General features: G+C 58.9%; 13 protein-coding genes and 1 tRNA gene. 8 read left to right on the top strand and 6 right to left on the bottom strand.

Annotated features, from left to right (window positions below):
• Positions 1 to 8 precede the first annotated feature (8 nt).
• The gene (glyQ, locus tag C1N56_RS00280) at positions 9 to 920 is read right to left on the bottom strand and encodes a glycine--tRNA ligase subunit alpha (RefSeq protein ID WP_021506863.1); all 912 of its coding nucleotides are present in this window, start codon (positions 918 to 920) and stop codon (positions 9 to 11) included.
• A 204-nt stretch (positions 921 to 1,124) separates the two neighbouring features.
• Between glyQ and C1N56_RS00275 the strand changes: the two genes are divergently transcribed.
• Complete coding sequence (locus C1N56_RS00275) at positions 1,125 to 2,120, top strand: acyltransferase (protein ID WP_278707481.1); 996 nt, start codon at positions 1,125 to 1,127, stop codon at positions 2,118 to 2,120.
• Here C1N56_RS00275 and C1N56_RS00270 read toward each other — a convergent pair.
• The 3 genes from C1N56_RS00270 to xylA form a co-directional block, all read right to left on the bottom strand.
• Positions 2,105 to 3,037 (bottom strand): GlxA family transcriptional regulator, encoded by a 933-nt coding sequence (locus tag C1N56_RS00270; RefSeq protein ID WP_058770764.1) that lies wholly within the window; start codon positions 3,035 to 3,037, stop codon positions 2,105 to 2,107. The two genes, C1N56_RS00275 and C1N56_RS00270, sit on opposite strands and share 16 nt — an antisense overlap.
• A gap of 139 nt (positions 3,038 to 3,176) precedes the next feature.
• The gene (gene xylB / locus C1N56_RS00265; protein ID WP_394516992.1) at positions 3,177 to 4,619 is read right to left on the bottom strand and encodes a xylulokinase; all 1,443 of its coding nucleotides are present in this window, start codon (positions 4,617 to 4,619) and stop codon (positions 3,177 to 3,179) included.
• A gap of 17 nt (positions 4,620 to 4,636) precedes the next feature.
• The gene (gene xylA, locus C1N56_RS00260; RefSeq protein ID WP_394516991.1) at positions 4,637 to 5,959 is read right to left on the bottom strand and encodes a xylose isomerase; all 1,323 of its coding nucleotides are present in this window, start codon (positions 5,957 to 5,959) and stop codon (positions 4,637 to 4,639) included.
• A 358-nt stretch (positions 5,960 to 6,317) separates the two neighbouring features.
• Between xylA and xylF the strand changes: the two genes are divergently transcribed.
• The 6 genes from xylF to C1N56_RS00230 all read left to right on the top strand — a co-directional run bounded on the left by xylF (position 6,318) and on the right by C1N56_RS00230 (position 12,328).
• The gene (gene xylF / locus C1N56_RS00255; protein ID WP_058758164.1) at positions 6,318 to 7,310 is read left to right on the top strand and encodes a D-xylose ABC transporter substrate-binding protein; all 993 of its coding nucleotides are present in this window, start codon (positions 6,318 to 6,320) and stop codon (positions 7,308 to 7,310) included.
• 27 nt (positions 7,311 to 7,337) lie between these two features.
• Entirely contained in the window at positions 7,338 to 8,858 is a 1,521-nt protein-coding gene (locus C1N56_RS00250; protein ID WP_058758165.1) for a xylose ABC transporter ATP-binding protein, read from the top strand.
• Entirely contained in the window at positions 8,851 to 10,032 is a 1,182-nt protein-coding gene (xylH, locus tag C1N56_RS00245; protein ID WP_275027343.1) for a xylose ABC transporter permease XylH, read from the top strand. The genes C1N56_RS00250 and xylH overlap by 8 nt, the downstream gene beginning before the upstream one ends.
• 93 nt (positions 10,033 to 10,125) lie before the next feature.
• Positions 10,126 to 11,304, top strand: a complete 1,179-nt coding sequence (xylR, locus tag C1N56_RS00240) for a D-xylose utilization transcriptional activator XylR (RefSeq protein ID WP_150361097.1) — start codon at positions 10,126 to 10,128, stop codon at positions 11,302 to 11,304.
• A 60-nt stretch (positions 11,305 to 11,364) separates the two neighbouring features.
• A tRNA-Sec gene (locus tag C1N56_RS00235) sits at positions 11,365 to 11,459 on the top strand.
• A gap of 20 nt (positions 11,460 to 11,479) precedes the next feature.
• Positions 11,480 to 12,328 carry an AraC family transcriptional regulator gene (locus C1N56_RS00230; RefSeq protein ID WP_104094299.1) on the top strand — a complete coding sequence of 283 codons (849 nt, stop codon included), beginning with the start codon at positions 11,480 to 11,482 and terminating at the stop codon, positions 12,326 to 12,328.
• Here C1N56_RS00230 and C1N56_RS00225 read toward each other — a convergent pair.
• Positions 12,285 to 12,683: a helix-turn-helix domain-containing protein gene (locus C1N56_RS00225; RefSeq protein WP_058775597.1), complete on the bottom strand. Its 399-nt coding sequence runs from the start codon at positions 12,681 to 12,683 to the stop codon at positions 12,285 to 12,287. The genes C1N56_RS00230 and C1N56_RS00225 overlap by 44 nt on opposite strands.
• 233 nt (positions 12,684 to 12,916) lie before the next feature.
• Between C1N56_RS00225 and C1N56_RS00220 the strand changes: the two genes are divergently transcribed.
• The gene (locus tag C1N56_RS00220) at positions 12,917 to 13,294 is read left to right on the top strand and encodes a DUF1360 domain-containing protein (RefSeq protein WP_104094301.1); all 378 of its coding nucleotides are present in this window, start codon (positions 12,917 to 12,919) and stop codon (positions 13,292 to 13,294) included.
• 12 nt (positions 13,295 to 13,306) lie between these two features.
• Here C1N56_RS00220 and C1N56_RS00215 read toward each other — a convergent pair whose 3' ends face one another.
• Entirely contained in the window at positions 13,307 to 13,771 is a 465-nt protein-coding gene (locus C1N56_RS00215; protein ID WP_132466954.1) for an Rrf2 family transcriptional regulator, read from the bottom strand.
• Positions 13,772 to 13,979: the final 208 nt, after the last annotated feature.

Here is a 13,979-nt window from a genome sequence, read left to right as displayed (position 1 = left end):
GCTGCCTCTTACTTATTACGGTTGCACATAGGGAAGCCGAGTGCCTCGCGGGAGGCATAATAAGCTTCCGCCACGGCTTTCGTCAGGGTGCGGATACGCAGGATATAGCGCTGGCGCTCGGTGACCGAGATCGCCTTGCGCGCATCAAGCAGGTTGAAGCTGTGCGCGGCTTTGAGAATGCGCTCATAGGCCGGCAGCGGCAGCGGTTTTTCCAGCGCCAGCAGCTGCTGTGCCTCTTTTTCATACTGCTCGAAGCAGCTGAACAGGAAATCGACGTCGGCGTACTCAAAGTTGTAGGTCGACTGCTCCACTTCGTTCTGGTGGAACACGTCACCGTAGGTGGTTTTGCCGAACGCGCCGTCGCTCCAGGTGAGATCGTACACGCTGTCCACGCCCTGGATGTACATCGCCAGGCGCTCCAGACCGTAGGTGATCTCGCCGGTCACCGGCTTACACTCCAGGCCGCCGACCTGCTGGAAGTAGGTGAACTGCGTAACTTCCATGCCGTTCAGCCACACTTCCCAGCCGAGTCCCCAGGCGCCCAGCGTTGGGTTTTCCCAGTTATCTTCGACGAAGCGAATGTCATGCACGCCAGGGTCGATACCGAGCTCTTTCAGCGATCCGAGGTACAGCTCCTGAAGGTTGTCCGGGTTCGGCTTAATCACCACCTGGAACTGGTAGTAGTGCTGTAAACGGTTCGGATTTTCACCGTAGCGGCCATCGGTGGGACGGCGCGATGGCTGCACATAGGCGCTCGCCATCGGCTCTGGCCCGAGAGCACGCAGGCAAGTCATAGGGTGAGAAGTGCCAGCGCCCACTTCCATGTCCAGCGGTTGGACGATGGTGCAGCCCTGACGCGCCCAGTAATCCTGCAAGGTCAGGATCAGGCCCTGAAAGGTCTTGGTATCAAACTTTTGCATGTTGAATTCGCACGCGATACGGGTGGATTTAAAAAGAGTGCGACAGTATACCCTTTGACCGCGCATTGTGCAGCCGGAAATCCTGGCGCAGACGGCCACGGTTGTGCGGCGGTTAACAGAGAGCTCCGAAATCCAGGCTGCGGGGGTTGTTGGCCCGCTGTGCACTGGCTACCCTTCTTCGCACGGAGTACGCACGAGGAAGCCATGTCGCAAAAAATCTGCTGGATTGATAACTTACGCGCGGTCGCCTGTCTGATGGTGATCGTCATTCACACCACCACCTGGTACATCACCGGACCGATGGCAGTCACCGGACCCAGCTGGGACGTCGCCAATCTGCTTAACTCGGCTTCGCGCGTCTGCGTGCCGCTGTTCTTCATGATTTCCGGTTATCTGTTCTTTGGCGAACGCAGCGCGCAGGGCCGCCATCTGCTGCGCATTGTGCTGTGCCTGCTTTTCTACAGCGCCGTCGCGCTGGCCTACATCACCTGGCTGACGCCGATCAGCGAAGGCCGATCGCTGCTGAAGCTGTTGCAGAAGCCGGTGTTCTACCATCTGTGGTTCTTCTTCGCCATTATCGGCATCTACCTGCTGTCTCCGCTGATTCAGGTGAAAAACGTGCCGCCGCGCTATGTGGCGCTGCTGGTGCTGATCCTCGCGGTGATCGCTAATCCGAACACCGTCAGCCAGTCGCTGGGTCCGTTCCACTGGCTGCCGGTCAATCTGTATGTCAGCGGCGACTCGATTTACTACCTGCTGTACGCGCTGCTTGGACGGGCGATTGGCGTGATGGATACCGACAGGCGCGGCATCAGCTGGCTGGCCGGGCTGAGTTTTATCGCCTGCGTCATCGGTATCGCGCTCGGCACCAGACAGATGCTGAAGATTAACGGCGCGTTTAATGACACCTGGTATCTTTACTGTGGCCCACTGGTGTTTATCGCGGCGATAAGCCTGCTGGTGCTGTTTAAAAATGTGCTGAACCACCGGCCGCTGCCGCTGCTGGCGACCATTTCACGCTATTCGCTGCCGATTTATGGTTTCCATGCGCTGTTCATTCACTATCTGCGTACCCATCATTACGACGATATGTCGCGGCCGTGGCTGGATCTGCCGTGGGTCTTTGGCGTAACCCTGCTGGGCAGCCTGCTGCTGGCAATGGTGCTGAAACGCGTGGACAAGCATCATCTGGTGAGCTGATCGTCCCAGCGCTGCCGGGCGCGGCGCAGCTGGCGTGCCGAGGAGAAGCCGGCGGCCAGCGCCGCTTTTTCCGCCGCTTCCCCCTGCTGCTGGCGCTGGCGCGCAATCACCAGCCGCAGCTGCTCGTGGTATTCCCGCACGCTGATACCCAGATGCTGGCGAAACAGGCGTGTCAGATGGCGCTCGCTGACGTGGGCGCGTTCGGCCAGCGCGCCCAGCGACCAGTCATGTTCCGGATGCGCAATCATCGCGTCCTGCGCGCGATGAATCGCCGGATGCAGATGATTACGGTAACGCAACCACGGCGAGAGTTGCGGATCGTCACCCGAGCGGCGGAACCACACCACCATCTCCCGCGCCACCGTTAGCGCCTGCCGCGCGCCGCACAGACGGTTGATCAGGTGCAGCGCCAGATCGATACCGGCAGTAATCCCCGCGCTGGTCCAGATGCCGGCATCTTCCACAAACACGCGGTTGTCTTTCACCAGCGCAGCCGGCGCGGCAGCTTTCAGGCGCGGCAACACATCATGGTGCGTGGTGCACTGTACGCCATCCAGCAGACCAGCCTGCGCGGAGAGCAGCGCGCCGGAGCAAATACACACGAGGGTAATGCGCCGCGTATGAATCGCGCCGTGTTGCTGGCGCAGCCAGTCGCGCGCCTGCCCGGCAGCCCCGGTATCGAACCAGATGCGGGAATCGAACACGCCGGGCACAATCAGCAGGCTGTTATCGGGTAGCGTGGCGGGCAGCGGTGCAATATCCGCAATGGTCATGCCGGTCGAACAGGTGACGCTCGCCTGTGGGCCGATGTAGTGCAGCGCAAAATGTCCGCCCGCCAGCTGCAGCGTCTCTGCCGGCCCGGTGAGGTCGAGCGCCATGACGCCCGGCAGGACAAGAAAATAGACGGGCTGCGGCATGGTGGGTTCCTCAGGCGATGAAGGGTAACGATGGGCGAAGATGCGCAGCCAAATCCGGCCACGTATCTTCATCGATTCTTCCCATCATACCCGACTCTGTTCACGCCTTGCGACCTCATCCGGCCATACGTCAGCCAAATCAGGACATCAGTGGCAACAGCTGCTGGTATAGCTGCGCAAAGCGCGCACGGCGCGGCTGATACGCCTGATGCTGCGTGGCGTCCGGCTGATGACGCTGCACTAACGCCGGTGCCGGCCATTCGCTGGCCGGGTCCACCGCCAGCCGCGCCAGGCGCGCGGCACCGAGCGCCGGTCCCACCTCGCCGCCGTGACAATAATCCAGCGTCAGTCCGCTGATGTCCGCCAGCATCTGCCGCCAGTACGCGCTGCGCGCACCGCCGCCAATCAGCATCACCGTGTTGGGCAGTACGCCACACTCATGCACCGCATCCATGCCTTCCGCCAGCGCAAAGCCCACGCCTTCCAGCACCGCGCGCGCCAGTTCCGGCCGGCCGTGCTGGTGCGTCAGGCCAAAGAAAGCCCCCTGTGCCTGCGGATTATTGTGCGGCGTGCGCTCTCCGGAAAGATAAGGCAAAAACCATACCGGCGTGGCCTGCGCGCTGGCGCGTTCAGCTTCGGCCAGCAGGTGCGGCACATCATCGCAGCCGGTCAGCGCAGCGGCCCAGTCCAGACAGGCGGCGGCACTCAGCATCACCGACATCAGATGCCAGCGCTGCGGCAGCGCATGACAGAAACTGTGCACGGCGCGTTGCGGATTGCTGAGATAGCCTTCGCTCACCAGAAAATAGACGCCGGAGGTGCCGAGCGACAGCATGCCCTGCCCTCGCTCAACCATGCCAACGCCCACGGCGCCAGCCGCATTGTCGCCGCCGCCGGCCACCAGCGGCACCGGCTCCATCCCCCAGCGCGCCGCAATTTCCGGCAGCAGCGTGCCGGTAATCTGGTTGCCTTCAAACAGCTGCGGCATGTGGCTGTGGTTCAGCCCGCACGCCGCCAGCATTGCATCGCTCCAGTCGCGCTGTGCCACATCCAGCCACATTGTTCCCGCCGCATCTGACATATCGGTGGCGAAATCGCCGCTCATCCGCCAGCGCAGATAATCTTTCGGCAGCAGCACTTTTGCTACCTGCGCAAATATCGCCGGTTCATGCTGCTGCACCCACAACAATTTGGGCGCGGTAAAACCCGGCATCATCAGGTTGCCGGTAATCTGACGCGACGTCGGCACGCGCTGCTCCAGCTCGTGACACTGCGCGCTGCTGCGCCCATCGTTCCACAGGATCGCCGGACGCAGCACCTGATGCGCGGCGTCCAGCAGCGTCGCGCCGTGCATCTGGCCGCTAAAGCCGATGGCGCTGACGTGGCGTAAATCGTGCTGCTGCGCCAGCGCCTGCATGGCACTATCGGTGGCCTGCCACCAGCTTTCGGGATCCTGTTCGCTCCATAGCGGCTGCGGACGCGTCACCTGCAGCGGCGCGCTGGCCGTTGCCTTAACCTGGCCGTGCGCATCCAGCAGCGCCACTTTAACGCCGGAGGTGCCTAAATCGATCCCGATAACCATGCTTAGCTCCCGATGGATTAGAAATTATACAAATAGTGATTCACCAGATTTTCCAGCTGCTCCTGGCGTCCGCTGCGATGCTGCGGATTGAGTTGCTGCTGCTGAGCATGCGCCGCCAGCGAGGCAAGAGAAAACTCGCCTTTCAGAATTTGCTGGCCGAACTCACCATTCCAGCCGCTATAGCGCTGCGCCACGCGCTTATCCAGCTCACCATCGCTCACCATACGCGCCGCCACTTTCAGCGCCAGCGCCATGGTATCCATCGCGCCGATGTGGCCATAAAACAGATCGTATTTGTCGGTGCTCTGGCGCCGTACTTTGGCATCAAAGTTTAAGCCGCCGGTGGTGAACCCGCCCGCTTTGAGGATTTCGTACATCACCAGCGCGTTTTCTTCGACGCTGTTCGGGAACTGATCGGTATCCCAGCCGCACTGGCTGTCACCGCGGTTGGCATCGACCGAACCGAAGATGCCCAGCGCAATCGCCGTCGCAATTTCATGATGGAAAGAGTGACCCGCCAGCGTGGCATGGTTGGCTTCCACATTCACTTTGATCTCTTTTTCCAGGCCAAACTGGCGGAGGAAACCGTAGACCGTCGCGACATCAAAGTCATACTGATGTTTAGTCGGCTCCTGCGGCTTCGGCTCAATCAGCAGCATCCCCTGGAAACCGATTTTATGCTTGTGCTCCACCACCATCTGCATGAAGCGCCCGATCTGCTCGCGCTCCTGCCGCAAATCGGTATTCAGCAGCGTCTCGTATCCTTCGCGTCCGCCCCACAGCACATAGTTTTCACCGCCCAGCGTCTGCGTCGCCTGCATCGCGCTGCACACCTGGCTGGCTGCCCAGGCGAAAATTTCCGGATCCGGGCTGGTCGCCGCGCCAGCCGCATAGCGGGGATGCGTAAAGCAGTTCGCGGTGCCCCACAGCAATCTGACGCCGGTTTCCTGCTGTTTTTCCAGCAGCTTATCTGTCATTACCGCCAGGTTTTCCTGGTAGCTGCGCAGCGAATCACCTTCCGGTGACACATCGACATCATGGAAGCAGTAATAGGGCACGTTGAGTTTGTAAAAGAACTCGAACGCGACATCCGCTTTGAGCTTCGCCAGCTGCAGCGCATCGCCATTTTTCTGCCACGGGCGATCAAAGGCACCCACGCCGAACATATCCGCCCCGTTCCAGCAGAACGTGTGCCAGTAACAGGCGGCAAAACGCAGGTGTTCCGCCATGGTTTTACCCAGAATCACTTCCTGCGGATTGTAATGACGAAACGCCAGTGCGTTAGTGGTATTGGCCCCTTCATAATCAACGCGCTCAAGCTGGTCGAAATAAGCGTGCATGTTGTGCTCCTTAGCATCAGACCCGAATGGTCAGCAGTGAAGCGTTATTTTGCGGAGGCGTAAGCGTTCAGCTCAATTACGATATTTCACACTGAACTTAAGATAATTATTATTTGTGCGGCAGCTCGCAAATCCATGTATTTAATTACATCGCGTGCCGGCGCGCAGCGCCGCTGCAAGATTTAACAGATGGCCGCGTAAAATTTCGATCGCGCTCAAAGAATCACAAATAAACAAAAAAACGTAATAGCAGGATAAAAATCAGTAATTGATGTTGTTCACGTCGCAGGGCAACAATTCATCCGCCCTGGTTCATAGCCTTACAACGACAATAGCCTCAACCTACAGGATGACCATGATGAAAATGAGACACACGCTGTTAGCCCTCAGCGCTGCACTGGCCCTGTTCAGCCACGCTGGGCTGGCGAAAGAAGTGAAAATCGGTATGGCGATCGATGATTTACGTCTGGAACGCTGGCAGAAAGACCGGGACATTTTTGTCAGCCAGGCGGAAAAGTCTGGGGCCAAAGTATTTGTCCAGTCGGCCAACGGCAATGAAGAGACGCAAATCTCACAGATTGAAAATATGATCAACCGCGGTGTCGATGTGCTGGTCATCATTCCTTATAACGGTCAGGTATTGAGTAATGTGGTGGCCGAAGCGAAACGCGAAGGCATAAAAGTCCTCGCTTATGACCGCATGATTAATAATGCCGACATCGATTTTTATATCTCGTTTGATAATGAAAAAGTCGGCGAACTGCAGGCCGAAAGTCTGGTTAAACAGGTACCTAAAGGGAACTACTTTTTGATGGGTGGATCGCCGGTGGATAATAACGCGCGTCTGTTCCGTGCCGGCCAGATGAAAGTGTTAAAACCTTACATCGATAACGGCAGCATCAAAGTCGTAGGCGATCAGTGGGTTGATGCCTGGCTGCCAGAGAATGCGCTGAAAATTATGGAAAACGCGCTGACCGCTAACAGCAACCACATTGATGCTGTCGTTGCCTCCAACGATGCCACCGCCGGTGGGGCCATCCAGGCGCTGAGCGCGCAGGGACTGGCGGGCAAAGTCGCCATTTCCGGTCAGGATGCCGATCTCGCCGCCATCAAACGCATCATGAACGGCACGCAAACCATGACGGTGTACAAACCCATCACCGAACTCGCCACCGAAGCGGCAAAAATTGCGGTGGAACTGGGCGACGGCAAAACGCCCGCCAGCAACAGCAAGCTGAATAATGGCCTGAAAGAGGTGCCGTCGCGCCTGCTGAAGCCGATTCCGGTCAATAAAGACAACATCGAAAGCACCGTGGTGAAAGACGGCTTCCATAAACAGAGCGAACTCTAAGCGCCTGAAACGCGAAGGAGCAGATCGATGCTGCTGGAAATGAACAACATCACCAAGCGCTTCGGCGCGGTAAAAGCGCTGGATGCCGTCAGCCTGCGGCTCGAAGCCGGTGAAGTCATGTCGCTGTGCGGTGAGAACGGCTCGGGCAAATCGACGCTGATGAAAGTGCTGTGCGGGCTTTACCCGCACGGCGAATTTGACGGCGAAATTCGCTTTGCCGGCGATCGCATCGAGGCGCAAACCATCCGCGACACCGAGCGCAAAGGCATTGTGATTATTCATCAGGAGCTGGCGCTGGTGCGGCAGCTTACGGTCATGGAGAACATTTTCCTCGGTGCCGAGCTCGGTCGCTTCGGTATGGTCGATGATGAAACCATGACGCTGCGCTGCCAGCAGCTGCTGGAGCGGGTCAAACTTAACGTTTCGCCTGCCACCAAAGTTGGCGAGCTCGGCCTCGGCCAGCAGCAACTGGTAGAGATCGCGCGGGCGCTGAATAAGCAGGTGCGATTGCTAATTCTTGATGAGCCGACCTCGTCGCTCACCGAACAGGAAACCGAAGTGCTGCTTGGGATTATCACTAACCTGCGCGAGCACGGTATTGCCTGCATCTACATCTCCCACAAGCTTAATGAGGTCAAAGCAATTTCGGACACCATCTGTGTGATCCGCGATGGTCAGCATATTGCCACACGGCCAGCAGCCGGGCTGAGTGAAGATGACATCATCACGATGATGGTGGGTCGCGAACTCACCGCACTCTATCCGCACCAGCCGCACGAGATCGGCGAAACGGTGCTGAAAGTGGAAAACCTCACCGCCTGGCATCCGGTCAACCGCCACGTGCGCCGCGTCAATAATGTGTCGTTCAGCCTGAAGCGCGGCGAAATTCTCGGTATTGCCGGGCTGGTGGGTGCAGGACGCACCGAAACGGTCCAGTGCTTGTTTGGTGTCTGGCCCGGTCGCTGGCAGGGCGAAATCTGGATTGATGGTCAGCAGGTGAAGATTGACGATTGCCGGGCAGCGATTGCGCACGGCATCGCCATGGTGCCGGAGGACCGGAAAAAAGATGGCATCGTGCCACTGATGGGCGTGGGGAAAAACATCACGCTGGCCGCGCTGGATCAATACAGCCATCGCTTCTCCACGCTGGATGAAGCCCAGGAGCAGCAGGCGATCAACGATGCTATCCGCCGTCTGCGTGTCAAAACCTCCTCACCCGAGCTGGCGATTGGCCGCCTCAGCGGGGGTAATCAGCAAAAAGCGATCCTCGCCAAATGCCTGCTGCTCAATCCGCGCATTTTGATTCTGGATGAACCGACGCGCGGCATCGACGTCGGCGCTCGCCAGGAGATCTATCTGCTGATTAACGCGCTGGTGCAGCAGGGCATCGCGGTGATTGTTATCTCCTCCGAACTGCCTGAAGTGCTGGGTCTGAGTGACCGCGTATTGGTGATGCACGAAGGGCAAATCAAAGCCGATCTGATTAACGACAACCTGACTCAGGAGCAGGTCATGGAAGCTGCCCTGCGGAGCGAACATTATGCTTAAAACTGAAAGTAGCCAGAGCCTGTCCGGTACCCCGGGCAAGCCAGCGCCGGGCAAGTTTCCGCGCTTCAATCTGCAGGTGCTGGTGATGCTGGGAGCGATTGTGCTTATCGCTCTGTTCTTCACCTGGACCACCGACGGTGCCTGGCTTAGCCCACGCAACGTCTCTAACCTGCTGCGCCAGACCGCCATCACCGGCATCCTCGCGGTGGGCATGGTGTTTGTCATTATCTCGGCGGAAATCGACCTTTCCGTCGGTTCGATGATGGGCCTGCTGGGCGGTGCCGCAGCCATCTTTGACGTCTGGCTCGGCTGGCCGCTGCCGCTGACCATCGTGGTAACGCTGGTGCTTGGCCTGTTGCTGGGCACCTGGAATGGCTGGTGGGTCGCGTACCGTAAAGTGCCTTCGTTCATCGTCACGCTGGCGGGCATGCTGGCGTTTCGCGGCATTTTGGTTGGTATTACCGATGGCACCACCGTTGCGCCAACGACGCCAGCGATGTCGCAGATCGGGCAAAGCTATTTGCCCGGCGGCGTTGGCTTTGCCTTCGGCTTCGCCGGTCTGGCACTGTTTATTCTCTGGCAATGGCGCCTGCGGCTGCGTCGCCAGCAGCTGGGATTATCCCAACCGGCTGCCAGTGGCACGGTGGCACGTCAGGCGATTACCGCTGTACTGGTGCTGGGGGCCATCTGGCTGCTGAACGATTACCGCGGCGTGCCAACACCGGTCCTGCTGCTGGCACTGCTGCTGCTCGGCGGCATGTTTATGGCCACGCGCACTGCCTTCGGACGGCGGATTTACGCTATCGGCGGCAACATTGACGCGGCGCGCCTGTCGGGCATCAACGTGGCGCGCACCAAGCTGGCGGTATTCGCCATCAACGGTGTCATGGTAGCTATCGCCGGCCTGATCCTCAGCTCACGTCTTGGTGCTGGTTCGCCCTCTGCGGGCAATATTGCCGAACTGGACGCCATCGCTGCCTGCGTGATTGGCGGCACCAGCCTGGCGGGCGGCGTCGGTTCGGTGGCCGGCGCGGTGATGGGCGCCTTCATCATGGCGTCTCTGGATAACGGCATGAGCATGATGGACGTGCCGACCTTCTGGCAGTACATCGTTAAAGGGGCGATTTTACTGCTGGCGGTGTGGATGGATACGGCCACGCGCCGCCGGGTGTAATCGCGTGGGCGATCACAATGTGGCGCAAACAATTTCTGCTGCCTTTTCCGCCGTGCTATGCAATGCGCAACAGGTTTAAGGGAGCGCGCCACGATGCACGAAAAACGTTACCGTATTACGCTGCTGTTTAACGCCAACAAGGTGTATGACCGCCAGGTGGTGGAAGGGGTCGGCGATTATCTGCAGGCTTCGCAAACCGACTGGGATATCTTCATTGAAGAGGATTTCCGCTGTCGCATCGACAACATCCGCGAATGGCTGGGGGACGGCGTCATTGCGGATTACGACGACAGCTCAATCGAGAGCCTGCTCAGCAATGTGCCGGTGCCGATTGTCGGCGTTGGTGGCTCCTATCACCGCCAGCAGGATTATCCGCCGGTGCACTACATCGCCACCGACAACGCTGCGCTGGTGGAGAGTGCCTTTCTGCACCTGAAAGAGAAAGGCATTCATCGCTTTGCGTTTTACGGCCTGCCCGCCGCCAGCGGCAAACGCTGGGCGCAGGAGCGCGAGCAGGCGTTTCGCCAGCTGGTGATGCGCGAGCGCTACCAGGGTGTGGTGTATCAGGGGATGGAAACCGCGCCGGAAAACTGGCAGCACGCGCAAAACCGCCTCGCCGACTGGCTGCAAACGCTGCCGCCGCAGACCGGCATTATCGCAGTGACCGACGCGCGTGCGCGTCATTTACTGCAGGCCTGTGAACACCTGAAAATTCCGGTGCCGGAGAAGCTCAGCGTAATCGGTATCGATAACGAAGAGCTGACGCGCTATCTGTCCCGCGTGGCGCTCTCTTCGGTAGCCCAGGGCACGCGCCAGATGGGTTATCAGGCCGCCAAGCTGTTGCATCGCCTGCTCGATCGGCAAACGCTGCCGCTGCAACGTATCCTGGTGCCGCCGGTGAAAGTCATTGCCCGCCGTTCTACCGATTTTCGCTCGCTGCGCGATCCGGCGGTGATTCAGGCAATGCATTACATCCGCTTTAACGCCTGTAAAGGCATCAAGGTCGAACAGGTGCTGGATGCGATTGGCATGTCGCGCTCCAATCTGGAAAAACGTTTTCGCGATGAGACCGGCGACACCATTCACGCCATGATTCACCGCGAGAAGCTGGAGAAAGCGCGTGAACTGCTGGCCTGCTCTTCATTGAATATTAATGAAATTTCGCAGATGTGCGGCTATCCTTCCCTGCAGTACTTCTATTCGGTGTTTAAGAAAAGCTACGCCACTACGCCAAAGGAGTATCGACAGCATCACGGCGAGAAGGTGCAATAACGCCCCGCTGCGATCAAGATTTTGCCGCCAATTGCCGCTATACTGCGCGGCATCTTCAAAGGAAGATCGTCGTCTCCGGTGAGGCGGCCGGATTTCAAATCCGGTTGGGGCCGCCAGCGGTCCCGGGCAGGTTCGACTCCTGTGATCTTCCGCCACTCACCACTCAGGCCCAGCCATGCTCATCCATCCATCCGACAACCTTCCGTTCTCTGGCGATCCGCGTAAGGAAGAGCTGCGCCAGCGGCTGATGCGACCGGATGCGCCCAAAGTCATTGCCGTGTCACTGTCGAAGGAGCTGGATCGCGAGCGACGCACGCATCGTCATGCCGCCGGTCAGCTGTTTTGTCTGCGCCAGGGATTGATGACGGTGAACACCTCGTCGGGCATTTTTGCTAATCCGCCGCGGCTGGTCGGCTGGATTCCGCCGTGGTTTGACCATGCCCTTGTCGGGCCGGGGCGCGTGCTGGGCTGGACGGTACTGATTGACGAAGCGCTGGCTGCGCCGCTGCCGGATCGGCCGGTGCTGCTCTCCTGCCCGACCGTGCTGGAGCCGCTGGCAGAACGGCTGGCGGTGCTGGAGCCTGAACTGTGGAGCAGCGCGCGCTATACCCGGCTGGGTCAGGTGTTTCTTGATGAACTGTACGAATCCACGCCGCAGGAACTCACCCTGCCGCTGCCGGAAGAGCCACGCCTGCGGCAGATTGCACGCCTGCTGATGGACGATCCGGCTGATACACGCACCGGGCCGGAGCTGGCGCAGTGGGCTGGTCTGAGCGCGCGCAGCCTGAGTCGCCACTGGTCGAGCGCGGTTGGCATGAGCCTGAGTAAATATCGTCAGGTATCGCGCCTGCTGAAATCGCTGGAAGGGCTGGCGGCGGGCCACAGCGTGCAGCAGGTTGCCTGGCAGGTGGGCTTCGACAGCGTCAGCAGCTATATCAGCGCGTTTCGCGCCGCCTTCGGCTCAACGCCAGGCAAATACTTTACGACGCCAGCCGACTCTGCGAATGCAGCATCAGCAGGCTAGCCGGACCGTCAATCGGTGGCAGGCTGTGCCGGTATTTGCGACGAAAAGCGCCCGGCGGCAGGTCAAACATGCGCCGAAAGGTGCGGCAGTAGGTTTGCTGTGAATCGAAGCCAAACTGCAGCGCAATCTGCATCAGCGACGTGTTACTGCTGAGCAGGGTGATGACGGAAGCCGTTAGCTTCCGTTCACGGATATAGGCTCCCAGCGCCACGCCAGTATAGCTGCGGAACAGCCGCTGCAAATGCCACTGCGAATAACCGGCCCGCCGCGCGACCGTCTCCAGCATGAGCTTTTGTTCAATATTCGCCTCTATCCACATCATCAGCTGATGCATAAAGGCTGCGTGAATATCCATCCTCTCCTCCTGATGCCGTGGTGCGACTCAATCTGGGACATTGTAAAAACAGGACGACTGGCTGTGTTTGCGCATAAAGCCAATAAATAGCGATAACTCGCCAATTTGCATATCACTACTCTGCCGGGGAGAACACGCTGTTGCGTCAGCGCACATCATGTAATATCGTAAGTTACATGAAAGATAAGCCGCCGTTCTTTCCGCTGCGCCAATCGTCACAAAGGAGAAAATCTATGCATGCCTTTTTACTCTCTGACATGGGTGTGTGCCTGGCGATTGCGCTAGCCTCAGCCAGCATCGCGATGACCATGACGCAGACCGAACTGTTTGCCGGTTTGCGCGCCTGGACCGCACGCAAACACGCCTTGCTCGGTCATCTGTTTCACTGCTTCTATTGCCTGAGCCATTGGGTGGTGTTTGCCGCGATGCTGATTTACCACCCAACGCTGCTGAACAGCGGTTGGCCGCTGGTCGACTGGTTCATGACAGCCTTCATCACGCTGACGCTGACCACGTTTGTCAGCGGTATGATGTTTAAAGTGTTTCAGGCCGCCGTCACCACGCATGTGATGAAGCATGACGCGCAGATCAAATTGCAGAAGCAGGATTAACGGCCGCGCGGGTTAGTCGCTGCAGCGCGGAAAGGTATGCGGATCCAGCCCAAGGCTGGCCATTTTTTGCAGGTAGTCTTCGGCGATGTCCGCCACGGTAATCTGGCTGAAGCGCTGCAGCAGTAGCGCTTCGGCTTCACTCAGCGCCTGGTCGAGCCGGGCGTCTACCGCATGTTCAACCAGGCAGGGCGAAGGATCGGCCGCCGGGCCAATGCTGAACAGTGCCGGTGAGCCGATGGCCTGATACACATCCAGCAGCGTGATATCGCGCAGGTCCGCGCGCAGCTCCCAGCCGCCTCCGTGCCCCTTTTCCGACACCAGATACCCCTTTTCACGCAGCCCTGACATCATACGACGCACCACCACCGGGTTGGTGCCGAGCATTTTTGCCATGGCATCGGAAGTAGCGCGTTTAACGTGACGATCAAGATGAATGAGCGCGTGCAGCGAGCGGGACAGGCGGTTATCGCGTGGCATGGACGTTTCCTCTGAAATTCCCGCTACTGTAGCAAACCACGCTGGCGGCAACAATTTATCCCGGCTGAGGGTGGATGGCGCCCTGACCAGGCATCCGCGTTAATCATGCTGCCAATAGGAAAAGGCAAACTGTCACAGTAAAAGCCATTACGATGAAAAGGCGATTTGGCATCGGTTAATTAATTAATGAACTGAGTGAAAGAAACGG

The organism is Pantoea sp. SGAir0175 (assembly GCF_043547855.1).
The sequence above is the reverse complement of the archived record's forward strand: the minus strand, read 5'-3'. Positions and strand labels throughout refer to the sequence as shown.